The sequence below is a fragment of the Mesorhizobium sp. C264A genome (assembly GCF_040324515.1).
Classification (GTDB): Bacteria; Pseudomonadota; Alphaproteobacteria; order Rhizobiales; family Rhizobiaceae; genus Mesorhizobium.
Genome location: NZ_JAMYVY010000001.1, coordinates 3878937 through 3897766 on the forward strand (window position 1 = coordinate 3878937; position 18830 = coordinate 3897766).

15 protein-coding genes, 2 tRNA genes and 1 pseudogene are annotated in these 18830 nt (G+C 61.2%); 11 read left to right on the forward strand and 7 right to left on the reverse strand.

The annotated features are described in order from the left end of the window. Positions 1 to 123: 123 nt before the first annotated feature. Together NKL04_RS18980 and NKL04_RS18985 are read right to left on the reverse strand one after the other, a co-directional pair. On the reverse strand, positions 124 to 3996 hold the full coding sequence (locus NKL04_RS18980; protein WP_084568577.1) for a caspase family protein: 3873 nt from the start codon (positions 3994 to 3996) through the stop codon (positions 124 to 126). A 365-nt stretch (positions 3997 to 4361) separates the two neighbouring features. Next, positions 4362 to 4436 (reverse strand) — tRNA-Thr (locus NKL04_RS18985). A 150-nt stretch (positions 4437 to 4586) separates the two neighbouring features. Here NKL04_RS18985 and NKL04_RS18990 point away from each other — a divergent pair. The 11 genes from NKL04_RS18990 to NKL04_RS19040 all read left to right on the forward strand — a co-directional run bounded on the left by NKL04_RS18990 (position 4587) and on the right by NKL04_RS19040 (position 12168). After that, positions 4587 to 4781, forward strand: a complete 195-nt coding sequence (locus NKL04_RS18990; protein WP_023701829.1) for a hypothetical protein — start codon at positions 4587 to 4589, stop codon at positions 4779 to 4781. A gap of 133 nt (positions 4782 to 4914) precedes the next feature. Further along, positions 4915 to 6207, forward strand: coding sequence for a UDP-N-acetylglucosamine 1-carboxyvinyltransferase (murA, locus tag NKL04_RS18995; protein WP_023697319.1), 1293 nt, complete (start codon positions 4915 to 4917; stop codon positions 6205 to 6207). A gap of 167 nt (positions 6208 to 6374) precedes the next feature. After that, entirely contained in the window at positions 6375 to 6809 is a 435-nt protein-coding gene (locus NKL04_RS19000) for a DUF2948 family protein (protein ID WP_023701831.1), read from the forward strand. Positions 6810 to 6943: 134 nt separating this feature from the next. Next, the gene (gene hisD / locus NKL04_RS19005; protein WP_023701832.1) at positions 6944 to 8236 is read left to right on the forward strand and encodes a histidinol dehydrogenase; all 1293 of its coding nucleotides are present in this window, start codon (positions 6944 to 6946) and stop codon (positions 8234 to 8236) included. A gap of 6 nt (positions 8237 to 8242) precedes the next feature. Further along, positions 8243 to 8728 (forward strand): UPF0262 family protein, encoded by a 486-nt coding sequence (locus NKL04_RS19010; RefSeq protein ID WP_023669283.1) that lies wholly within the window; start codon positions 8243 to 8245, stop codon positions 8726 to 8728. Then, on the forward strand, positions 8716 to 9180 hold the full coding sequence (locus tag NKL04_RS19015) for an arsenate-mycothiol transferase ArsC (RefSeq protein WP_081725519.1): 465 nt from the start codon (positions 8716 to 8718) through the stop codon (positions 9178 to 9180). The genes NKL04_RS19010 and NKL04_RS19015 overlap by 13 nt, the downstream gene beginning before the upstream one ends. 185 nt (positions 9181 to 9365) lie before the next feature. Next, positions 9366 to 9584 carry a translation initiation factor IF-1 gene (gene infA, locus NKL04_RS19020; RefSeq protein ID WP_006200926.1) on the forward strand — a complete coding sequence of 73 codons (219 nt, stop codon included), beginning with the start codon at positions 9366 to 9368 and terminating at the stop codon, positions 9582 to 9584. Positions 9585 to 9603: 19 nt separating this feature from the next. Then, positions 9604 to 10230: a Maf-like protein gene (locus tag NKL04_RS19025; RefSeq protein WP_023681911.1), complete on the forward strand. Its 627-nt coding sequence runs from the start codon at positions 9604 to 9606 to the stop codon at positions 10228 to 10230. Next, positions 10227 to 10418, forward strand: a complete 192-nt coding sequence (gene yacG, locus NKL04_RS19030) for a DNA gyrase inhibitor YacG (protein ID WP_023669280.1) — start codon at positions 10227 to 10229, stop codon at positions 10416 to 10418. The genes NKL04_RS19025 and yacG overlap by 4 nt, the downstream gene beginning before the upstream one ends. 214 nt (positions 10419 to 10632) lie before the next feature. Continuing rightward, a tRNA-Phe gene (locus NKL04_RS19035) sits at positions 10633 to 10708 on the forward strand. Between the two features lie 212 nt (positions 10709 to 10920). Beyond that, positions 10921 to 12168, forward strand: coding sequence for a tyrosine-type recombinase/integrase (locus tag NKL04_RS19040; protein ID WP_023701834.1), 1248 nt, complete (start codon positions 10921 to 10923; stop codon positions 12166 to 12168). A gap of 289 nt (positions 12169 to 12457) precedes the next feature. On the opposite strand, the gene NKL04_RS19045 is transcribed toward NKL04_RS19040, so the two are convergent. The 5 genes and pseudogenes from NKL04_RS19045 to NKL04_RS19065 all read right to left on the reverse strand — a co-directional run bounded on the left by NKL04_RS19045 (position 12458) and on the right by NKL04_RS19065 (position 17888). After that, positions 12458 to 13768: a type II toxin-antitoxin system HipA family toxin gene (locus tag NKL04_RS19045; protein ID WP_023701835.1), complete on the reverse strand. Its 1311-nt coding sequence runs from the start codon at positions 13766 to 13768 to the stop codon at positions 12458 to 12460. A 12-nt stretch (positions 13769 to 13780) separates the two neighbouring features. Beyond that, the gene (locus tag NKL04_RS19050) at positions 13781 to 14077 is read right to left on the reverse strand and encodes a helix-turn-helix domain-containing protein (protein ID WP_023701836.1); all 297 of its coding nucleotides are present in this window, start codon (positions 14075 to 14077) and stop codon (positions 13781 to 13783) included. 374 nt (positions 14078 to 14451) lie between these two features. After that, complete coding sequence (locus NKL04_RS19055; protein ID WP_023701837.1) at positions 14452 to 15648, reverse strand: hypothetical protein; 1197 nt, start codon at positions 15646 to 15648, stop codon at positions 14452 to 14454. Positions 15649 to 15896: 248 nt separating this feature from the next. Then, a pseudogene (locus NKL04_RS19060) lies at positions 15897 to 16376 on the reverse strand (tyrosine-type recombinase/integrase); the annotation flags it as partial. Positions 16377 to 16712: 336 nt separating this feature from the next. Beyond that, positions 16713 to 17888 carry an MFS transporter gene (locus NKL04_RS19065; RefSeq protein ID WP_023701838.1) on the reverse strand — a complete coding sequence of 392 codons (1176 nt, stop codon included), beginning with the start codon at positions 17886 to 17888 and terminating at the stop codon, positions 16713 to 16715. Positions 17889 to 18830 lie beyond the last annotated feature (942 nt).

The window sequence follows — 18830 nt, forward strand, 5'->3', positions numbered from 1 at the left end:
ACAAGCCGATACTGCCACATCGCATCTCTGTCACGCCATGGCGAGCCGATGACGTTTGCTTGCGCAACAGCGTGAACGCTGGCGTGCCCACCATTCGCCCGCATCCGGGAGCGCGGGCTCGGATTAATGCAACTCGGCCAGCAACGCCTGTGCCTCGGAGAGGTTCTTTTCGGAACCGGCGGCGAGATCGTCCATCTTCTTGTCACGGAAGATGACGAGCGCGTCCTGGCATGCGGCGATCGCTTCCTGTGCCATCGCCTTGTCCTTGCGGGCGGCGCCCAGATCGACCAGCACGTCGCACAGGCTGTCCTGCGTGAAGGCGACGGCCGGCACCGAATTGATCTTCTTTTGCACCACGATCGCCTCGCGCAGGACCAGCACCGCCTCCTCGAAATGCGCGACATTGTTTTCGGCGCGGCCGGCCATGGTCAAGGCATAGCCCATCTCGTTGCGCGCATTGGCCCAACGTTCGGGATCGCGGTCGCGACCGAGCTGCTCGGCAAGCGCCCGGTTGACGACAATCGCCTCCTCGTACAATTCAGCCGAAGGCTCGCGGGCCGCGATCATGCTCAGCGTCTGCGCGAGACTGGTCTGGTTGGTGATCCAGAGATCGGGATCGCGGGCGATCGTTCGCACCGTGGCGAGGTCGCGGTAGATCTGAGCGGCTCGTTTCAGCTTGCCGACATCGTTCGCCCAGTAACCAAGACTCGACAGCCCGCCGGCGAGATTGTTCTGATTGTTCTCCCAGACAGCCAGCGCATTCTCGCGCGTTACCACGCTGAGCGCTGCGTCATAGGCGGCAATCGCGCGGGTGAGCAACTCGACGTCCTTGCCGTCCGCGGCCATCAGCAAGGCATTGCCGATATCGCCCTTGGTGCGCGCCCATTGCATGCGGTCGGGAAAACCGTCGTAGATCCGCGCTGCCCTCTCGAAGCTCTCCACGGCCTTGGCGTAGAACGTGGCGTCGCCACCAATCCGGCCCTGGCTGTAGAGGGCAAAGCCGAGGTCGTAATTGATATTGGCCCACTCCTCCGGGTCGGCGTCCTTGGAGTAGGCGGGGAGCGCGGCTTCCAGCATGTCGGCTGCTTGCGCCAGCAAGTCCAGGTTGGATGTATTGTCGCCCAGGATCGACAGGGTCTGGCCGAGCACGCGGCGCGTCTGGCCGATCTCCGTGACATCACCGCCTTTCGTCTGCCCGTCGAGCGCCGCCCGCAGCGCGTCGACCGATTGCTGCAGCAGTAGATCGTCAGAGGCCAGCTTGCCTGACATCATCAATGCGCAGCCGAGGCGGAATTCCGTCTTGGCCCAATTGGCTGGGTCCTTGTCGCGGGTGCGAACCCTGAGCACCTGACCGTAGACATCGATCGCCTGCCGCAGGATCGAGATGTCCCCCGCGCGTTCGCCCCAGTTCGACAGCGTGCCTGCAAGGCTGTAGCCGATCGAAGCGAACTCGCGCGGCGCGGCGGTTGCGGTATAGACCTCCCATGCCTGACGATACGCGGTCACCGCCTGAATGTAGTAATCGGTTCCCGTATCGAGATCGCCGAGCGTGTCGTTGACCGATCCCAGATTCTGCTGCAGCGAAGCCCAGTCGAGCGGCAGTTTCTCACGCGGATATTCGGACAGAGCGGCCTGGTACGCGGTGGCTGCCTCCAGCAGCAGTTCCTTGTTCTTCTGCTTGGCGCCGAGGCGCTGCAAGGCGTTGCCGAGCGTCAGCTGGCCGTTGGCCCAGCTCGCCGCGGCGTGCTCGCGCGTCCAAACCGTAAGCGATGCAAGGGCGGCGTCGCGCGCCTGCTCAAGCGTGGCGACATCGCCGTTAATGGTTCCGATCGATTCCAGCGCCGTGCTCAGATTATTCTGGATTGTCGCCCATTGCGCCGGCGCGCGTTCCCTGGTCATTTCGCCGGTCGCCGCCTGATAGGCAGCAACCGCCTGCTGCATGGTCGCGATATCCTTTTCGCGCTCACCGAGGCGGTAGAGCGCTGCCCCCAGATTGACCTGGCTCAGCGCCCAGTCGAGCGGTACGCGCTCCCTGCTGTATTCGGTCAGCGCCGCACGATGCGCTTCGATTGCGGCGCGAAAACTGTCCGATGTGGTCTGGCGTTCGCCGATCTCGGACAGCACGATGCCGAGATTGTTCTGCGTCGCCGCCCATTCCAGCGGCAGTTTCTTCAACGACTGTACCTCGAGCGCCGAGCGGAAGGCCGCGACTGCCCGCTCAAGCAGTGCCGTCCCGTTCTCGCGCTGGCCGAGCCGCCAGTAGACCGTGCCCAGATTGCCATAGGTCGATGCCCAGTCGTCGGGGTAGGCGTCATGCGTATAGACGGTCAGCGCCTGCTCATAGGCGGCAGCTGCCTTGTCGAGGTTTTCGCGGCCGGCTTCCCGTTCGCCCAACGTAGCAAGCGTGGCGCCCATATTGTTCTGGGTGGCCGCCCAAAGCAGCGGCAACTTTTCGCGGGTGACATAGGTCAATGCCTGTTCATAGGCTGTCAGGGCCTGGGCGAGATACGCATTGTCGCCGGAGAAGTCCCCTTGTTCCGACAGAGCGTTGGCCTCTGCCGCCTTGTAGTAGAACGCGTCTTCGTCGCTCCATTTGGCAGCCTGCTCGAAGGCCTTGGCGTAATCCTGCGCCGCCTCCTTGAAGTTGAAGGAGATTTCATAAGTCCTGGCACTGCTGGCGAAGACCTTTGCGAATTCCAGCCGCTTTGCCTTCAGCTCGGCCTCGGCCTGTTCGACCGTAGACGAAAGTTCGCCGATGCGGGCCTTGGCCTGTTCGTTGAATTTCTGCGCCGCTTCGAGCGCGCCTTCCTGAACCGCCTGTTCGGCTAGTTTCGATAGCCTGGCAATTTGGGGGTCCGGGTTTTTCAAAGTCTCGCGTTCAGCCAACACGTGTTTCAGCCGTTCGGTCTGGCCACGCAGCAGCTTGTCGAGCTCAGCCGGATGCTTGGGTATGTCGACCCCGAGCGCCTTCAGCATGGCGTAGAGCCCATCCATCGGCACCTTGCCGTCACGCGATATGGTTTCGATCTGGCGGCGCTCCGGATCGGGTAGCGTCGAGATGGTCAGCAGGAGCTGGCGTCGCTCCCTGAGGATTTCGCCCTCATCACCTTTCGGCGCCTCGGCGGGGGTGCCTAAATAGAGCAGCCGGCGCAGGCTCTCATTGACCCAGGGCCGCTGCTGGCCGTTGGTCTTGAGATAGACCTCCTCGCCGATCATGCGCAGAACGGTGCCGAATTCCTCGCCGCCCACCGTGTCGATGTGGCGCAGGATCGCTGCCGCATAGGGGCTGTTGCCATCGGCCGGACCGTCCAGCGCAACCTTGCCGGGCTCGGCGGCAAAGGCGATGACCTGGCCGAGGCTGTCGTCGACCGAGCCCTTGGCCTCGGCGCCACCTTTCAGGGAAACCACGCCGCGCGTTTCGCCGAGACCGCCGGCGCCGATCGGCTTGCCTTCGTCGCCCGGCGCCAGCTTCAAGAGCGTGCCCGGCGGGAACGGATCGTTGCGGCAGGCGTCCAGCAGAACGATGGTGACCGGCACCTTGGCCTTCAGTTCGGCGACGATGGACGACAGCGGCACCAACTTTTCGCCGGCATTGTCGAGCGCCGAGATATCGGCATCGACAGGGACTAGATAATTCTCGCCGCCGGCTTCGATGCCGTGGCCGGAATAGTAGATGATGGCGACATCGGCGCCCTCGGCATCGTCGACGAAGCCTTCGAGATCGCGCCGCAATTTGCGCGCGTCGCGGTTGGTGGCGACATTGGTCTCGAAGCCGAGCCTGTCGAACATCTCCTCGATGGCGCGGGCGTCGTTTTCCGGATTGGGCAGTTTGCCGACATGCTGGTAGTCGGACTGACCGATGATGAGCGCGACGCCTTTCAGCGCCTTCGGCTCTTCAGCCAAAGCGGGGCCAAACGCGCATAGGCACAGCGCCAGTGCCGCAGCAATTGCCGCGCACGTGCGCCCTGTCACACCTGCCGTTCGCCCGAAGAGCATTCTCTACCCCAAGTCCCGACGCTATCTTCCGCAAGCGAGATGGCATCATGATGGCCGGCCGATGGCAAGTCCTTGGGCGAGCTGTGTTCTTGTCGTGGATATGCGTACGAGGCGCTGGCTTTCAGCGTGCGAGCGGTAGTGTTCAGCATGCCGGATACGGCCAGTCCGGCCTGTTCATGAGTTGACAGGTCCGGACTTGTTGAGCAGTCGTCCGGCCCGTAGAGCCTCTTTCTCTCAATGTTTCCGGGCGAGGGGGCCACGGTTGGATGCGGGGGATTGGCACTTTTGCGTCAGCCGGCCTTTTTTTGGTCCGCAACGAGACCCCGACTTCGCGACTGCATCTTTTTAAAATCAAAGGAATGAACTGGTGCTGCGAGAGAGGATTGAACTCTCGACCTCTCCCTTACCAAGGGAGTGCTCTACCACTGAGCTACCGCAGCCGCTGATGGCGGGGCTTCTGCCATATAGAACCGGCAAGCGCAAGGCGTCTGTGAAAGGCTTTGCCAGACAAGTTTCGCTGACATGGCGGCGCCACAATGCTAGCTATCCCTTGAACAGCAGGCCCTGCCAATTGCGGGCGGGACGGAACGATGGACGAGAAGACAATTCCACCGAAAAAGGCTGATCCGGCAAAAAAGGGCGGGACCACCCGCAAGGATCGGCTGGCCGAGCAGTTGCGCGCCAATCTCATGAAGCGCAAGACGCAAGCGCGTTCGCGGCGCACCGGTGACGCTGACCAGCGCCCGGAAGGCCTGGCGGCTGCTGAAAAAATGCACAAGGACTGACCGATATCGGCCACACTGGCCGGCCAACTTGGCCAACGGCTCAGGAATCTTGAACCAAGCCCGCCAATGGTCTAGACGGGCCGATACGCAAACTGACGAAAACCGGCCTTTCGGGCCGAGGGGACATTCTCTCATGGATCGCATCAGAATTGTCGGCGGCAACAAGCTCGCCGGAAGCATTCCGATTTCGGGCGCGAAAAACGCCGCTTTGCCGCTGATGATCGCCTCGCTGCTCACCGACGACACGCTGACGCTGGAAAACGTGCCGCATCTGGCCGATGTCGAGCAGCTGATCCGCATTCTCGGCAATCACGGCGTCGACTATTCGGTCAACGGCCGCCGCGAGAAGCAGAATGAGGGCTATTCGCGCACCATCAACTTCTCGGCCCGAAACATCGTCGACACGACCGCGCCCTACGAGCTGGTGTCGAAGATGCGGGCGTCGTTCTGGGTGATCGGCCCGCTGCTGGCCCGCATGGGCGAGGCGAAAGTGTCGCTGCCCGGCGGTTGCGCCATCGGCACGCGGCCGGTCGACCTGTTCCTTGAAGGCCTGCAGGCGCTGGGCGCCGACATCGATGTCGACACTGGTTATGTGCTGGCCAAGACCAGGAACGGCCGCCTCGTCGGCAATCGCTATGTGTTCCCGAAAGTCTCCGTCGGCGCCACCCATGTGCTGATGATGGCGGCGGCGCTGGCCAAGGGTGAGACGGTACTCGAAAACGCCGCCTGCGAGCCCGAGATCGTCAACCTCGCCGAATGCCTCAACGCCATGGGCGCAAAAATTTCCGGCGCGGGCACGCCTGTTATCACCATCGATGGCGTCGAGTCGCTGTCGGGCGCGCGCGTGCGCGTCATCCCCGACCGCATCGAGACCGGGACCTATGCCATGGCTGTGGCCATGACCGGCGGCGATGTCGTGCTCGAAGGCGCCCGCCCCGAGCTGCTACAGACCGCGTTGGATGTGATTGCCCAGACCGGTACCGAGATCACGCCGACCAATTCCGGCATTCGCGTCCGGCGCAACGGCGCCGGCATTTCGCCGGTCGACGTGACGACGGCGCCGTTCCCGGCCTTCCCGACCGATCTGCAGGCGCAGTTCATGGGCCTGATGACCATGGCCAAGGGCAAGTCGCGCATCACCGAGACCATCTTTGAAAACCGCTTCATGCATGTGCAGGAACTGGCCCGGCTCGGCGCCCACATCACGCTGTCCGGCCAAACGGCGATCGTCGACGGCGTCTCCAAGCTGAAGGGCGCGCCCGTGATGGCGACCGATCTGCGCGCCTCGGTGTCGCTGGTCATCGCCGGTCTGGCGGCCGAAGGCGAAACGACGGTCAACCGCGTCTACCACCTCGACCGCGGTTTTGAGCGGCTGGAAGAAAAGCTCTCCAATTGCGGCGCGGTGATCGAGCGGATTTCGGCTTGACCGCACGGCAGTTGCTTCAGACAGACAGGCGTCTGGTGCTGCCTTCATTCACCGCCAACACTTCAAACCCGAGGCGCTAGCCTCGGGTTGAATTTGTGTCGCGGTTGCACGGACCGGAAAGACCGCCTAACAGAAGGCTGAAACCAACTTTCAGGTGTGCATTCGGCATGGCAGCCCTCAAACTCGTTGCGCTCGACGATCAGGATCTGAGCATCGTCTCGGCTCACGTCCAGGACGCCGTGATGAAGGTCTCGGATCTCGAATACCTGCCTTCGGCCAAGCGTTTCATTTTGACCATGAACCGCTTCGTCTGGGAGGCGAAATCCGGATTGTTCAGCCCGCACAATGAGCGGCGCCAGGCGGTGTTGCATTTCGACCGCGTGCTCGGCGCCAAGACCAGCGGCATTGCCCGCGATCGGCCGGCCGAGGTGCTGTCGCTTCTGGCAATCAGCTTTATCGAAATCAGCAAGCCGGCCGGCATCGTCGAATTGGTCTTTTCCGGCGGCGGCGCGATCATGCTCGACGTCGAATGCATCGAGGCACGGCTTGCCGACATAGGCGGCGCTTGGGAAGCCACCTCGCGTCCGGTGCACAGGGTCTAGAGCATGATCCCAAAAAGTGGGTGCCGGTTTTTGTTGGACAAAACGGGAATCGTTTGTCCAGAGATCATGCTCCAACAAAGGGCTAGATGATGATGAGATTTCAAGCAAATCTCACCATGATCTAGACGCAGCCGATGGCCATTACGCTTATCCAATCCGATGCCGGTTTCGCGCAGCGTTTCGCCGCCTTCCTGACCACCAAGCGGGAAGTATCGGAGGACGTCGACACTGCCGTGCGCGCCATCATTGCGCGGGTTCGTGCCGAGGGCGACGCTGCCCTGGTCGACTACACGCTGAAATTCGACAAGGCCGACCTCAATAGTCTCGGCATCGCCGTGTCGAAGGACGACATCGCGCAGGCCTACAAAGACGCCGATCCGCAGACGGTCGATGCGCTCAAGTTCGCGCGCGACCGCATCCGATCCCATCACGAGCGACAAATGCCCAAGGACGATCGCTATACCGATGCCGCCGGGGTCGAGTTGGGTTCGCGCTGGACGGCGATCGAGGCGGTCGGGCTCTATGTGCCGGGCGGCACGGCAAGCTATCCAAGCTCGGTGCTGATGAACGCCGTGCCGGCCAGGGTGGCGGGCGTCGAGCGCATCGTCATTGTCGTGCCGGCGCCGGGCGGCATCATCAATCCGCTGGTGCTGGTGGCAGCCGATATATCAGGCGTTTCGGAGATTTACCGCGTCGGCGGCGCGCAGGCGATTGCCGCCCTTGCCTATGGCACGCAGACGATCCGGCCGGTCGCCAAGATCGTCGGACCGGGCAATGCCTATGTCGCCGCCGCCAAGCGCCAGGTCTTCGGCACGGTCGGCATCGACATGATTGCCGGACCGTCTGAAGTGCTGGTGGTGGCCGACGGCAGCAACGATCCCGACTGGATCGCCGCCGATCTTCTGGCGCAGGCCGAGCACGACGTGTCGGCGCAATCGATCCTGATCACCGACGATCCGGCCTTCGGCAAGGCCGTCGAACAGGCGGTCGAGCGGCAGCTGCAGAGCCTGTCGCGCGCCGAGACGGCGGCTGCCAGCTGGCGCGATTTCGGTGCGGTGATCCTGGTGGAGACCATCGAGGCCGCGCTGCCGCTGGTCGACCGCATCGCCGCGGAACATGTCGAGCTTGCTATCGACGATGCCGAAGGCTTCCTGGCCAGGATGCGCAATGCGGGTGCTGTGTTTCTGGGACGCCATACGCCCGAAGTCATCGGCGACTATGTCGGCGGCTCCAACCACGTGCTGCCGACGGCGCGTTCGGCGCGCTTCTCTTCGGGCCTGTCGGTGCTCGATTTCGTCAAGCGCACCTCGATCCTGAAGCTCGGGCCGGAGCAGCTGAGAGCACTTGCGCCGGCGGCGATTGCGCTGGCCAAGGCGGAAGGCCTCGACGCGCATGGCCGCTCCGTCGCCATCCGGCTGAACATGTAGGCGGCGATGGCGGACGGCGATCAAACCCGCGCAAGGCTGATCGATGTCGAGCTCGACGAGTCGATCGGCCGTTCGACGCCCGATGTCGAACATGAGCGCGCGGTGGCGATCTTCGACCTGATCGAAGAAAACAGCTTTCAGCCGGTCAATGATGACGGCGCCGGGCCTTATCGGCTGAAGCTCTCGCTGGCCGAATCCCGGCTGGTGTTTGCGGTCGCCCGCGAGGATGGTGCTGATGTCGTCACCCATATCCTGTCGCTGACGCCGCTCAGGCGCATCGTCAAGGACTACTACCTGATCTGCGAAAGCTATTACGACGCCATCCGCTCCTCGACGCCGAGCCATATCGAGGCGATCGATATGGGCCGGCGCGGCCTGCACAATGAAGGCTCGCAGACGTTGATGGACCGGCTGGCTGGCAAGATCGACATCGACTTCGACACGGCGCGGCGGCTGTTCACGCTGGTCTGCGTGCTGCACTGGCGGGGTTAGACCTGACTGGGGCGCCCCGCTCGATCCTGTTCTTGTGCGGCATGAACGCCGTGCGCTCGCCGATGGCCGAGCAGCTGGCGCGGCGCATGCTGCCGCCGGCCACTTTCGTCGCCTCTGCCGGCGTGCACAGGGGCGAGCGCGATCCGTTCGTCGACGCGGTGCTGGCCGAAGAGGGCCTGACGCTGGGCGAGCGCCAGCCGCGCTCGATGGACGATCTCGAGGACGATTATTTCGACCTGATCGTCACCCTGGCGCCGGAAGCCCACCACGCCGCGCTCGAACTCACCCGCTCGCTTGCCGTCGACGTCGAATACTGGCCGATGCCGGATCCGACCGATGTCGGCGGCAGGCGCGAGCAGATCATGGCCAGCTATCGCGACGTGAGAGAACGGCTGAAAGCGCGCATCAGCCGACGTTTTCTGCTTCCGGAGGTAAAAAACGCGGCGGATTGATGCATGTCGCTCAAAAGCGGTCCCGGTTTTGAGACAACGACATGCATAAAACGAAAGCTTGGAGCGCGTCGCATATGACGCGATCTAAGCGTGTTCACAAGCGCACGATTATCATATAGGTTCCGCCGAAATTCCGGCCTGGGCGCTCCAGGGCGCCGGAACTGCAATCCAAGCAAAGGTATCGAATGCCGAAGGAAGAAGTCCTCGAGTTTCCGGGTGTCGTGACGGAATTGTTGCCCAACGCGATGTTCCGGGTGAAGCTCGAAAACGAACACGAGATCATCGCCCATACGGCTGGCCGCATGCGCAAGAACCGCATCCGTGTGCTGACCGGCGACAAGGTCCTGGTCGAGATGACGCCCTATGACCTGACCAAGGGCCGCATCACCTACCGTTTCAAGTAACAGTCCGGCGCGAACCGCGATGAGCATCCTGCAGAAGCTCGTGCTTGCCTCTGGTTCGCCGCGCCGGATCGAACTGTTGCAACAGGCCGGCATTGAGCCGGACCGCGTGCTGCCGGCCGATGTCGACGAAACGCCGCTGCGCGCCGAACATCCGCGCTCGCTGGCCAAGCGGCTGTCGAAGGAAAAGGCCGAGAAGGCGCTGGCCTCGCTGAAAAGCGAGGAAGACTATGCGCCAAGCTTCGTGCTGGCCGCCGATACGGTGGTCGCGGTCGGACGCCGCATCCTGCCCAAGGCCGAGACTCTGGACGACGCCGCCAATTGCCTTGGACTGCTTTCGGGCCGTTCGCACCGGGTCTATTCCGGCATCTGCCTGATTACGCCGGGCGGCAAGCTGCGCCAAAGGCTGGTTGAATCCAGGGTACGCTTCAAGCGGCTGCCGCGCGAGGAGATCGACGCCTATGTCGCCTCCGGCGAATGGCGCGGCAAGGCCGGCGGCTACGCCGTCCAGGGTCTCGCCGGTTCGTTCGTCGTCAAGCTGGTCGGCTCATACACCAACATTGTCGGCCTGCCGCTCTACGAGACGGTGGCGCTGCTTTCGGGCGAAGGCTTCAAGGTACACACCAGCTGGCATACCGCGCGGCCATGAGCCTGGACGATAAGGTCACACCACTGCGCCCGAAGCGTCCCTGCCCCGAATGCGGCAAGCCGTCGGCGCGCGAGACCTATCCGTTCTGCTCGAAGCGATGCAAGGACATCGACCTCAACCGCTGGCTTAAGGGCGCCTATGTCATCACCGCGCGGGATGACGAGGACGAGAGCGACGAGCCGAAGTAGGGTTTGGGCGGTGCCGGCCGCGCAATTCCACTTCGCCGACCTTACCCAATTGCTGCTTTGCCGGCGTCGGTATTGTCTGCGACAATTGCCCCGGAAAATCAGCGCTTAGGCGCTGGACAGGCCGGATTCCCGTGCTATAACCCACGCGCTTTCAAGGGGTGCCCCACGGCGCTTTCCTGAAATCCGGTCAGGCGATGTCTCGTTTGCCGGCGAGGCCCAGATAGCTCAGTTGGTAGAGCAGCGGACTGAAAATCCGCGTGTCGGTGGTTCGAATCCGCCTCTGGGCACCATCCCCCCTTCTCCCGACACTCCCTTTCACCGAACCTTCTACGCTGCAGCTTCTGCAAGCGCCTGGAATTGTTGATGTTTTGCAGTCGCATTGCGCAGTTAAGCGGGACAGGGAGCGCTTCAGGAGCATTTGGTCCAACGAGGCGGGGGGATGGTATTTCCGTTGGTATTCGACATCCTGATGGTATCGAAACAGCTAAGGGAGACCTGACGAATGCCCCTCTCCGACGTGAAATGTCGAAATGCCCGCCCTGCTTCCAAGCTCGTGAAATTATCTGACGGGGGCGGGCTGCAGCTATGGGTACAGCCCACGGGCTCTCGCCTCTGGCGGGTCGCCTACCGCTTTAAGGGCAAGCAGAAACTGCTCGCGCTGGGCAGCTATCCCCTTATCTCTCTCGCCGAGGCACGGGAGGCGCGCGATGATGCTAAAAGGCTCCTGCTAGCTGGCGTCGACCCTGGAAAGGAACGCAGCTTGCAAAAGGCTGATTCGGCTAAGGACTCCTTTCGCTCAATCGCGGACGAATATGTCGACAAGCTAAGGAAGGAGGGACGTGCCGACCGGACGATCAGCAAGGTCAAATGGCTGCTCGACTTTGCCTATCCGATTATCGGCGATAAGTGCATTCGGGAGATCGATACGGCCACCATCCTTGCCGCCCTCCGTCGCGTTGAGGTTCGCGGTCGATACGAGTCGGCCAGACGACTGCGCTCCACCATCGGCAGCGTGTTTCGATACGCAATCGCCACCGCACGCGCCGAGACAGATCCGACCTTCGCCCTCAGAGGCGCACTCATCAGTCCGACGGTAACGCCTCGCGCCGCGATTACCGATCAGAAGGCCTTGGGCGGTTTGCTGAGGGCGATCTATGCATTTGACGGACAGCCTACAACCCGAGCCGGTCTGAAGCTGATGGCTCTGATGTTTCCCCGCCCCGGCGAGCTTCGCTCCGCTGAATGGGAAGATTTCGATTTTGAAAGCTCGGTATGGACCATCCCTGAAGCACGCATGAAAATGCGACGTCCGCACCGCATACCCCTGTCAAAGCAGGCGATCAGCGTCCTGACTTCACTGAGGGAAATCTCTGGTGGTGGATTGCTGCTGTTTCCTAGTGTTCGATCGGCTTCGCGTCCGATTTCCGACAATACGCTCAACGCCGCACTGCGTCGTATGGGATATAGCAAGGAAGAAGCTACCGCGCATGGTTTTCGAGCAACGGCATCAACTCTGCTGAACGAATGCGGCAAGTGGCATCCGGACGCGATAGAGCGGCAGCTGGCCCACATTGAAAACAACGACGTTCGGCGCGCCTACGCCCGGGCAGAGCATTGGGACGAGCGCGTCAAGATGATGCAGTGGTGGGCCGATTATCTGGATGAACTCAAGAGCAAAAACCTGAGGGTGGTCCAATCGAGGGACGCCGCAAGCCTGCTGTCCACACACCAACGCGACCATCCACTTTGAACCCAACAGCGGCCGTTCATCAAACGCGGATACAAATCTCCAACCGCCGGAAATCATACTGACCGTCGAAAAACGCCACAACTCGACGCCAAATCGTAGGCCCGCATTGTCAGATTTCCTGGAGAGAAAGTTGACCGTGTTCGGCGGGAAGCTGCCGATGGCCGGTTCCGAAACCGGCCATCTACCCGGCCCGGAGCCGGGGCGCTATTAGAGCGAGAATCCCGTGGGCAGTGTGCGGTCCGTCCATTTCGCCGGCATTAGTCCGTGGATCCGCTATCCCTGCCCGACTTTAACCTCCACAACATTCCTCTCCATAGATCCGGGACAAGCCCTTGATGCGCGTCGCGATCGCGTCGACGAGGCGACCAACGATCTCATGGATGATCCCCTCCTGGCGAAGCTCTTGGGCGCACTCCGATGCCATATCGGGCATCACCGCGAGCTGATGGCGGATCGTCCGCACCGTGTACTCGCTGCCAACCTTTGCTGAGGACGCACAGCGCCCCCAGTGGCGCGGCATGATCTCCTCGATGGGATAGACTCTGTCGATCTTCATCGCCAGTTTAAGGTCGCGCATCTCAGATTGGATCTCTCCCCCGAGGTGCGGCAGAATGGAGGAGATGTCGTAGAGCGGAGCTAGGCGGGCCTCGCCCTGGGCACCGAGCAGCATCGAGTAGTTCTTTGCATGCGCGTCCGTGCCGGCGATGATCCAGTTGAAGACGTTCGCGGCCATGAAGATCTGACGGTCTTGGACGGGGTCGAGGGCGGCCGACAGCACCTTTCTGGAGATCGTTGTGATACCTGGCCCACCCTGGTTCTCGTACTTAAGCGTCGGCATCACCGACAGGGCCTGGCACATGTCCTCCTGATGGATGCGGATGGTCTTGCCGTCGATGTTGCGGCGGTCGTAGCGCTCGATAACGATCGCCTTTTCGCCTGCGAAGTCGAGAACCTGGCTATGTGCAGCGTCCATGCCGAGCTTGGATGCAAGCTGCAGGCAGAAATGCTCGTTCTCGGTATGCCCGTGCAAGTGCGGCAAAGGCGGCTTGAAGATGTGTGTGGTGGGCGTGTCGCCTAGAGGGATCCCCCAGCGATTGCTGCCCTTGTCGAAATGGAACGCCGTCTTTGCCTGCGCACCAGCGAGACTGAACTGACCAGGATCGCCGATTCGCCGGGTCGCTGCACCATCCTTGCGCAGGTCGCGCAGGCGGTCGCCGATCTGCGCCTCGGTGAGCAACTCCACGTTCTCGCCGCGGGAAACCTGGTCGCCACGAGGAAGGAACTGGACGGCGCCGGCGCAGTCGCGGCCGACATTCTTGAGCAGGGCAAACGGGTTTCGCGCGGAGACCTGGAACCTCTGCGCCCATCTGGCGAGGGTCTGCTCATTATCCGGCAGCAGACCCCAGAGGAATGCCTCGACGACTTTGCCCTCGTAGGTCCTGGTGATCGTCGGCATGGACAGGGAGAGCGGGATCGCCACCCGGCCCTCCATCCATGCCTCGTGATAGGAGAACGAAAGCTTGCCGCCCTGCAGGTGGTGGAGCCACCCAACCGGTCTGCCAGCGATATGGACGTCGAGGGTGTCGATGGGGTTCACCATGATCATCGTCACCTAGAGCTTGTAGGGAATCTCGTCGTCATCATCGTCGACATGCCGTTCATCGGCATTATGATGATGATCAGCAGCCGCCGTCGGCGCCGTCGGGATCTGAAAGTCCAGTTCCACACCAAGCGTGGTCAGCGCCAGCAGCACGTTGCCGATCTCGGCGCTGGGCTTGCCGTTCTCGATCCACGACACCCACGTCTGCGTGGTGTTGATCACCTTGGCCAAGGCAGCCTGGGACAGGCCGCGCCGGGTGCGGGCCTCCTTGATCAGGATACCAATGTCGCGAGCTGTTCTGATCTTCATGGCCTATACGATTCTGCATGAGCTAGCCCGATATAGGACCGTATATGACGGGTGTCAATATACGTTTATATATCAATTCACCGCTATATAGGCTCCCATATCGGCAGTTCCCATATACGAGCCGATATAAACTTATTGCGCCATGCAAACATTTTCGGCATGTGCGATCAAACCTTTCGACACGGTACCAAGACCGCGCGCTGGTCGAGAACTGGAACGACGTTGTTGGGGCCGGGACCGGACTGTCAGGTCTTCGCGACGGTTACGCAGAAAGCAGCCGTTCTACAGTCGACCCAATTTCAGCCGTTTACGATTGGGGCTGAACATCCCGATAGCTGCTGTTGGATCGGTTACGCAAGCGCCCGCGATTTTTACTAAGGCCGGGACGACGACCTCGTGCGTGAACGGCGTGCGCGCTTCACCGGATTTAGAGCTTCGATGCTTCTAAGGTGGCGGACGACCTCGTCTGTCAACCCTTCACGAAAGTAGTGTCGGTCGCCTGGTCCATCGCCGAAAAACTGCTTATAGCGGCGTATAGTTTCTTCCGCCGCTTTCGTGCTGCCGCCCGTTATGACGGTAATATCGGGTGGGATACCCTCGGTCAGTTGAACGCGTTTGAGTAGGTATTTGAACTCGAAGTCTGCTGGCGGCATGGAGTATCCGAAGAATACCCAGTGAATCGCAGTTTTCAGATGTGCTTCCGCGGTCCGCCAAGTTGCAGCGTGCATTGCGAAATCTAGCGCTTTGCGATAGCTGAAAGTTGCTATCCTCGTGCCGAGTGACTGTGAACCACAATGCGGACAGTGAGGCTTTATTGACTTGGGCAACGAGCCCTTATGCGATGGCCCAAATACGGCGCGCCAGTCTCTCTCTTGAAACAGGGTCTGCGCCACACGCTCCGTGTCAGTTGACGGCACCCAGAACAATTCGCGGCACGCGTCGCAGTAAAGCCAATTTATCGATCCATGTGGCTTCAGAAGGTGGAGCGTCCTTGTCCCCAAATCTGCCGAGCGTCTTCTGCGCACAACGTCATCTTCGAGGCGCGTCGGCGTGGCATTGCAGCCGTACTCGACGTTGCGTACCTCTTGCCGCAACTCGATGCCTCTTTCGAAGACCATATCCCAATTCATACTCAAGACGGCCGTGTTATCCAATTTGAGGCCATCAAACAGAGCGTTGAGCAGCTTCGAATCCGCGCCACGGCGCTTCAATTGCTTATTGTAAGCCTGCTGGAGCATTCGGACGATACGGACAATCATCGCCCGCCGAACCACGCGAAGATCTGCCGCAGAGTAAAGGGGCCCGAGGTGATGCCCGGAGTTGGCAGACTGGTCGACCAGAGTAAAAATGTCCTCAAGTTCCGGCCACTTGTCATCAGGGGTAGTGGAACCATCGTTGAAGGTTTTATCCACGAATTCCCGGAGGAACGCCGCCTGCGCGGCGCTAGGTCCGTTATCCTTCAGACCATCTAAATCCAAGAGGCGCTCGGTAAACTCGCTGGCTAATGGCAAGCCTGCATTCTTCGCGAACCCAGCACCGACAACCAAAACAACGCCCGCTTCAAAATCCATCACGATACTCCAGGCCTGATGACTTCATATTCTTGAAGTTCTACTTCGGGTCGCATCCTGCCCGAAAGCCGCCGTTTCGCAATCCACCCCATTTCGCCCGCGATTGGCACAGCGGCAGCAACCGACCCATTCTTACCGTTCGCAACACAGTAGTTACTGGGTGGGGACCGGCCATTCCTTCGGTTTTGCCAAACGGCAGAACTGGCGATCCGCCAGGCAGCTTCGGGCTGGCGTGTTAGTTACGCGATACGTCGGAGCGAGTGCGTTCCATACTCCTCCGAACGCAGACCGATCGCGGTCACCCATTCGTCGACCAGGCGCGCGTACTGCCTTGTGCTCATGTGGCGTGCATGATCGACGCGGCTCGGGAAATCCTCGACCGAGCCTCCACGTCGTTGGAGCCAAACCAGAAGGCTGGCTCTCACGTCGTTAGTGATCTCGAACTGAACCGGCCGCCCCGTCTTTTGCTGAACAACGATCGCGCGGGTCCTTATCTCCGGTCCGGCGACGACATCGCGAATCCTGACCTTGGCCAGGTCACAGCCGCGAAGCTTGCTATCGATTGCCAGATCGAATAGCGCACGGTCCCGAACGCGCCTCTCGCGATCGAGGAAAAAGCGAATAGCCCAAATCTGCTTCTGGGTGAAAGGACGCTTGGTGCCGACCTTCTTCCCAGCATTCCAGGCTGCGTGCTGGCGGCTGGCATCGTCAAATTGAGAATGGCCCATGTCATTCTCCTCGGCCGTGATTGGCCGAGAGAGAAGAACGTCGCAGGACACTGCCGCTCATGGGGCCGGCAGCGAACTGTCAGCTATTGGGAGCAAACCGCGCAATGCGGTCGTTCCGCTCAAGCCGGGACGAGCCAAACGAGTTGCAATCCCGGTCATTGGTGAAGCGCCGACATCGCTTGTCCGAACATTTTCCATCTTATTTACTTGCTCTGGTGTTCCAGGGTCTGATCGAGCATCCCGCGCCACAGCGCAAACCAATCGCGGCTCGAGCAATCGTCGGAAACCGCCGTTCGCCGCTGTCCAGCGTCACATCGCTAAGCCCTGCTCGCGCGTTTATGTCGCTGAAACGGCCGGCCGAATCTCACCAGCAACAATACGGCGGAAGAGCCACAGAATGACCGGGCAAACCAGGAGCACGGCGGCGCCGAAGTCGAGCGCGGCGCTCGCGCCGCCCAGCCACGTCGAGAGCTTTCCACCGATCGCCGGTCCAACCGGGCTCCCGGCATAGAAAACCGTGTAGAATATTCCCATTCCGATCGACCGCGTCTTCCGCTCGAGCACAAGCGCAGACAGGCTGATGATCGCGCCGGCGGGCAGGCCGCAGACGATCCCAAGGGCAACGACGATGGGAAGCACCGCGTCGCTTCGCGACAGGAGCAGCGTCAGCAGCGCGAAGGCGATACAGCCTGTGACGACCACGGCGTCGCCGCGTTTGGTCTGGTCGGCGAGGAAGCCCCCGAAAGGAACCGAGAGCACAGCGAGCCAGAGCACGATGCTAATCGTCGATCCAGCTGTCGTGCTGGACCAGCCTCGCTCGACGAGCATCGATGGTCCGAAACTGAAGATCATTGCAAGACCGATATTATAGAGACACCAGATCGAGCCGGCTACAATCACGGCATAGATCGCTTTTGCGGTCAGACTGCCGCGCTCGCCTTCCGGAGAAACTGGGGTGGCCGGCGAACGATAGATAAAGGCGATGAAGCCGAATCCGATCAGAATCAGGCCTGCGACAGCAAGGTTGACGGCATGGAGCCCGAACCTCTCTCCGATCGCTGGCAACAGCATGAGCGCGATTGCGATGCCAGCCGGCCACGAGTTGACGAAGATGGCCATCGCTGTGGCTATTTCCCGGCCAGTAAACCAGTCGGCGACCATCTTGGTCATCTGAACGCTCAAGAGTATGCCACCAGTGCCGGCAATCAGTCGGCCTGCGATCTGCATGCTCCATGACGCCGACGAGGTCATCATTAATTCGCCTGCCAGCATCATCAGCAGCCCGGCGAGGACCGTCGTCTTGTCACCATAGCGGCGGCCGATCGTCCCGCCGGGCAAGGCAAGCAGGACGCCCGGCGCAAAATAGATGCCGATAAGGATACCGACATCGGCCAAACTCACACCGAGACTTCGGCTGAGCTGCGGCGCGACGGGCCCTACGCTCCCAAATTGAAAGGCGAAGGCGGCACGAGCGACAAACAAAACAGTAAGAATGGTCCAGCGGCTTCGCACTTGGATCCTCCCCAACCACCGTAACATCATAGTTGATTAGGGTTGATCTGGATAAGGAGGCGCTGGAGAGTTCCGTGCTTGAGCTCAGACGAGCTGCTAATCCAGGCCGGCGAGAGGCACCAAGGCCCGCGGAAGCCGAAACGAGTGCTGGCGGGCTCTGCGGCGCCGCTCCGGCTGCGGAGCTTGCGCCATTATATTGGATACGTGTAATAAATCCATGATCTGGCCATTGAGTGGACATCTGACTTCGTAGGGCGCACTTCGAAAGCCGCCAGTCCGCTTCCCACCATTGCCCGTCACGATTTACCCTAGGGTAAATCGCCGCTTTCGAGACACAATAGTGCGGGTCTGAAGCAGAGATTGGGCGCATTGCCGCGCGGCGGCATTTAGGCCGACAGCGGAATGGCGGCTTTTGGCGCAATGCGGGCAAGCGGCTTTCAGATCGGGGACAGTGACGGCTCCAGCTACGGAGCCGAGCTGAAGGCGCTCCAAGAGGAAATTAAGGCAGTCGATCGCGCCATCCAAGACGAGAAGCAGCTGGCCTTGGCCCTTGAGAGCGCGGCTCAATCCCGCCGACCGGCCAAACCGAGAATCGTGAAGGGAACATAGAGGCAGATACAGCCCTTGGCGCCCCTCGCGTCGATCGCCTGCGGCAGCCGATCCGAATAGCGCCGGCCGGCCACGCGCACCGATAGGCGCGTGTCGCTCACGGACGAACGCGGATGATCGTCTTTCCCGTGCGTCGCTCGGTCGGGTTGAAGGCGGCGACGGCGTTACCAAGAACCTTGTGTGATGGGCAATAGGCTCGGATCAACTGTTTGCCTGAGGCAGATCGCCCATTGGTTCAAACATCGGCGGGCAAATTGCCTTGCGCGACTTTGGAAGACATATAGCGCGTTCGGAACTTGTGGGATCATGAGGTTCGGAGCAATTCATTTCTGA

Coding starts and splice junctions, on each gene's coding strand:
- yacG (WP_023669280.1), top strand. CDS start 10,227: ATGAGCCTGGACGATAAGGTCACACCACTGCGCCCGAAGCGTCCCTGC.
- murA (WP_023697319.1), top strand. CDS start 4,915: ATGGATCGCATCAGAATTGTCGGCGGCAACAAGCTCGCCGGAAGCATT.
- NKL04_RS19010 (WP_023669283.1), top strand. CDS start 8,243: ATGGCGGACGGCGATCAAACCCGCGCAAGGCTGATCGATGTCGAGCTC.
- NKL04_RS18980 (WP_084568577.1), bottom strand. CDS start 3,996: ATGCTCTTCGGGCGAACGGCAGGTGTGACAGGGCGCACGTGCGCGGCA.
- NKL04_RS18990 (WP_023701829.1), top strand. CDS start 4,587: ATGGACGAGAAGACAATTCCACCGAAAAAGGCTGATCCGGCAAAAAAG.
- infA (WP_006200926.1), top strand. CDS start 9,366: ATGCCGAAGGAAGAAGTCCTCGAGTTTCCGGGTGTCGTGACGGAATTG.
- hisD (WP_023701832.1), top strand. CDS start 6,944: ATGGCCATTACGCTTATCCAATCCGATGCCGGTTTCGCGCAGCGTTTC.
- NKL04_RS19000 (WP_023701831.1), top strand. CDS start 6,375: ATGGCAGCCCTCAAACTCGTTGCGCTCGACGATCAGGATCTGAGCATC.
- NKL04_RS19045 (WP_023701835.1), bottom strand. CDS start 13,768: ATGGTGAACCCCATCGACACCCTCGACGTCCATATCGCTGGCAGACCG.
- NKL04_RS19055 (WP_023701837.1), bottom strand. CDS start 15,648: ATGGATTTTGAAGCGGGCGTTGTTTTGGTTGTCGGTGCTGGGTTCGCG.
- NKL04_RS19040 (WP_023701834.1), top strand. CDS start 10,921: ATGCCCCTCTCCGACGTGAAATGTCGAAATGCCCGCCCTGCTTCCAAG.
- NKL04_RS19025 (WP_023681911.1), top strand. CDS start 9,604: ATGAGCATCCTGCAGAAGCTCGTGCTTGCCTCTGGTTCGCCGCGCCGG.
- NKL04_RS19050 (WP_023701836.1), bottom strand. CDS start 14,077: ATGAAGATCAGAACAGCTCGCGACATTGGTATCCTGATCAAGGAGGCC.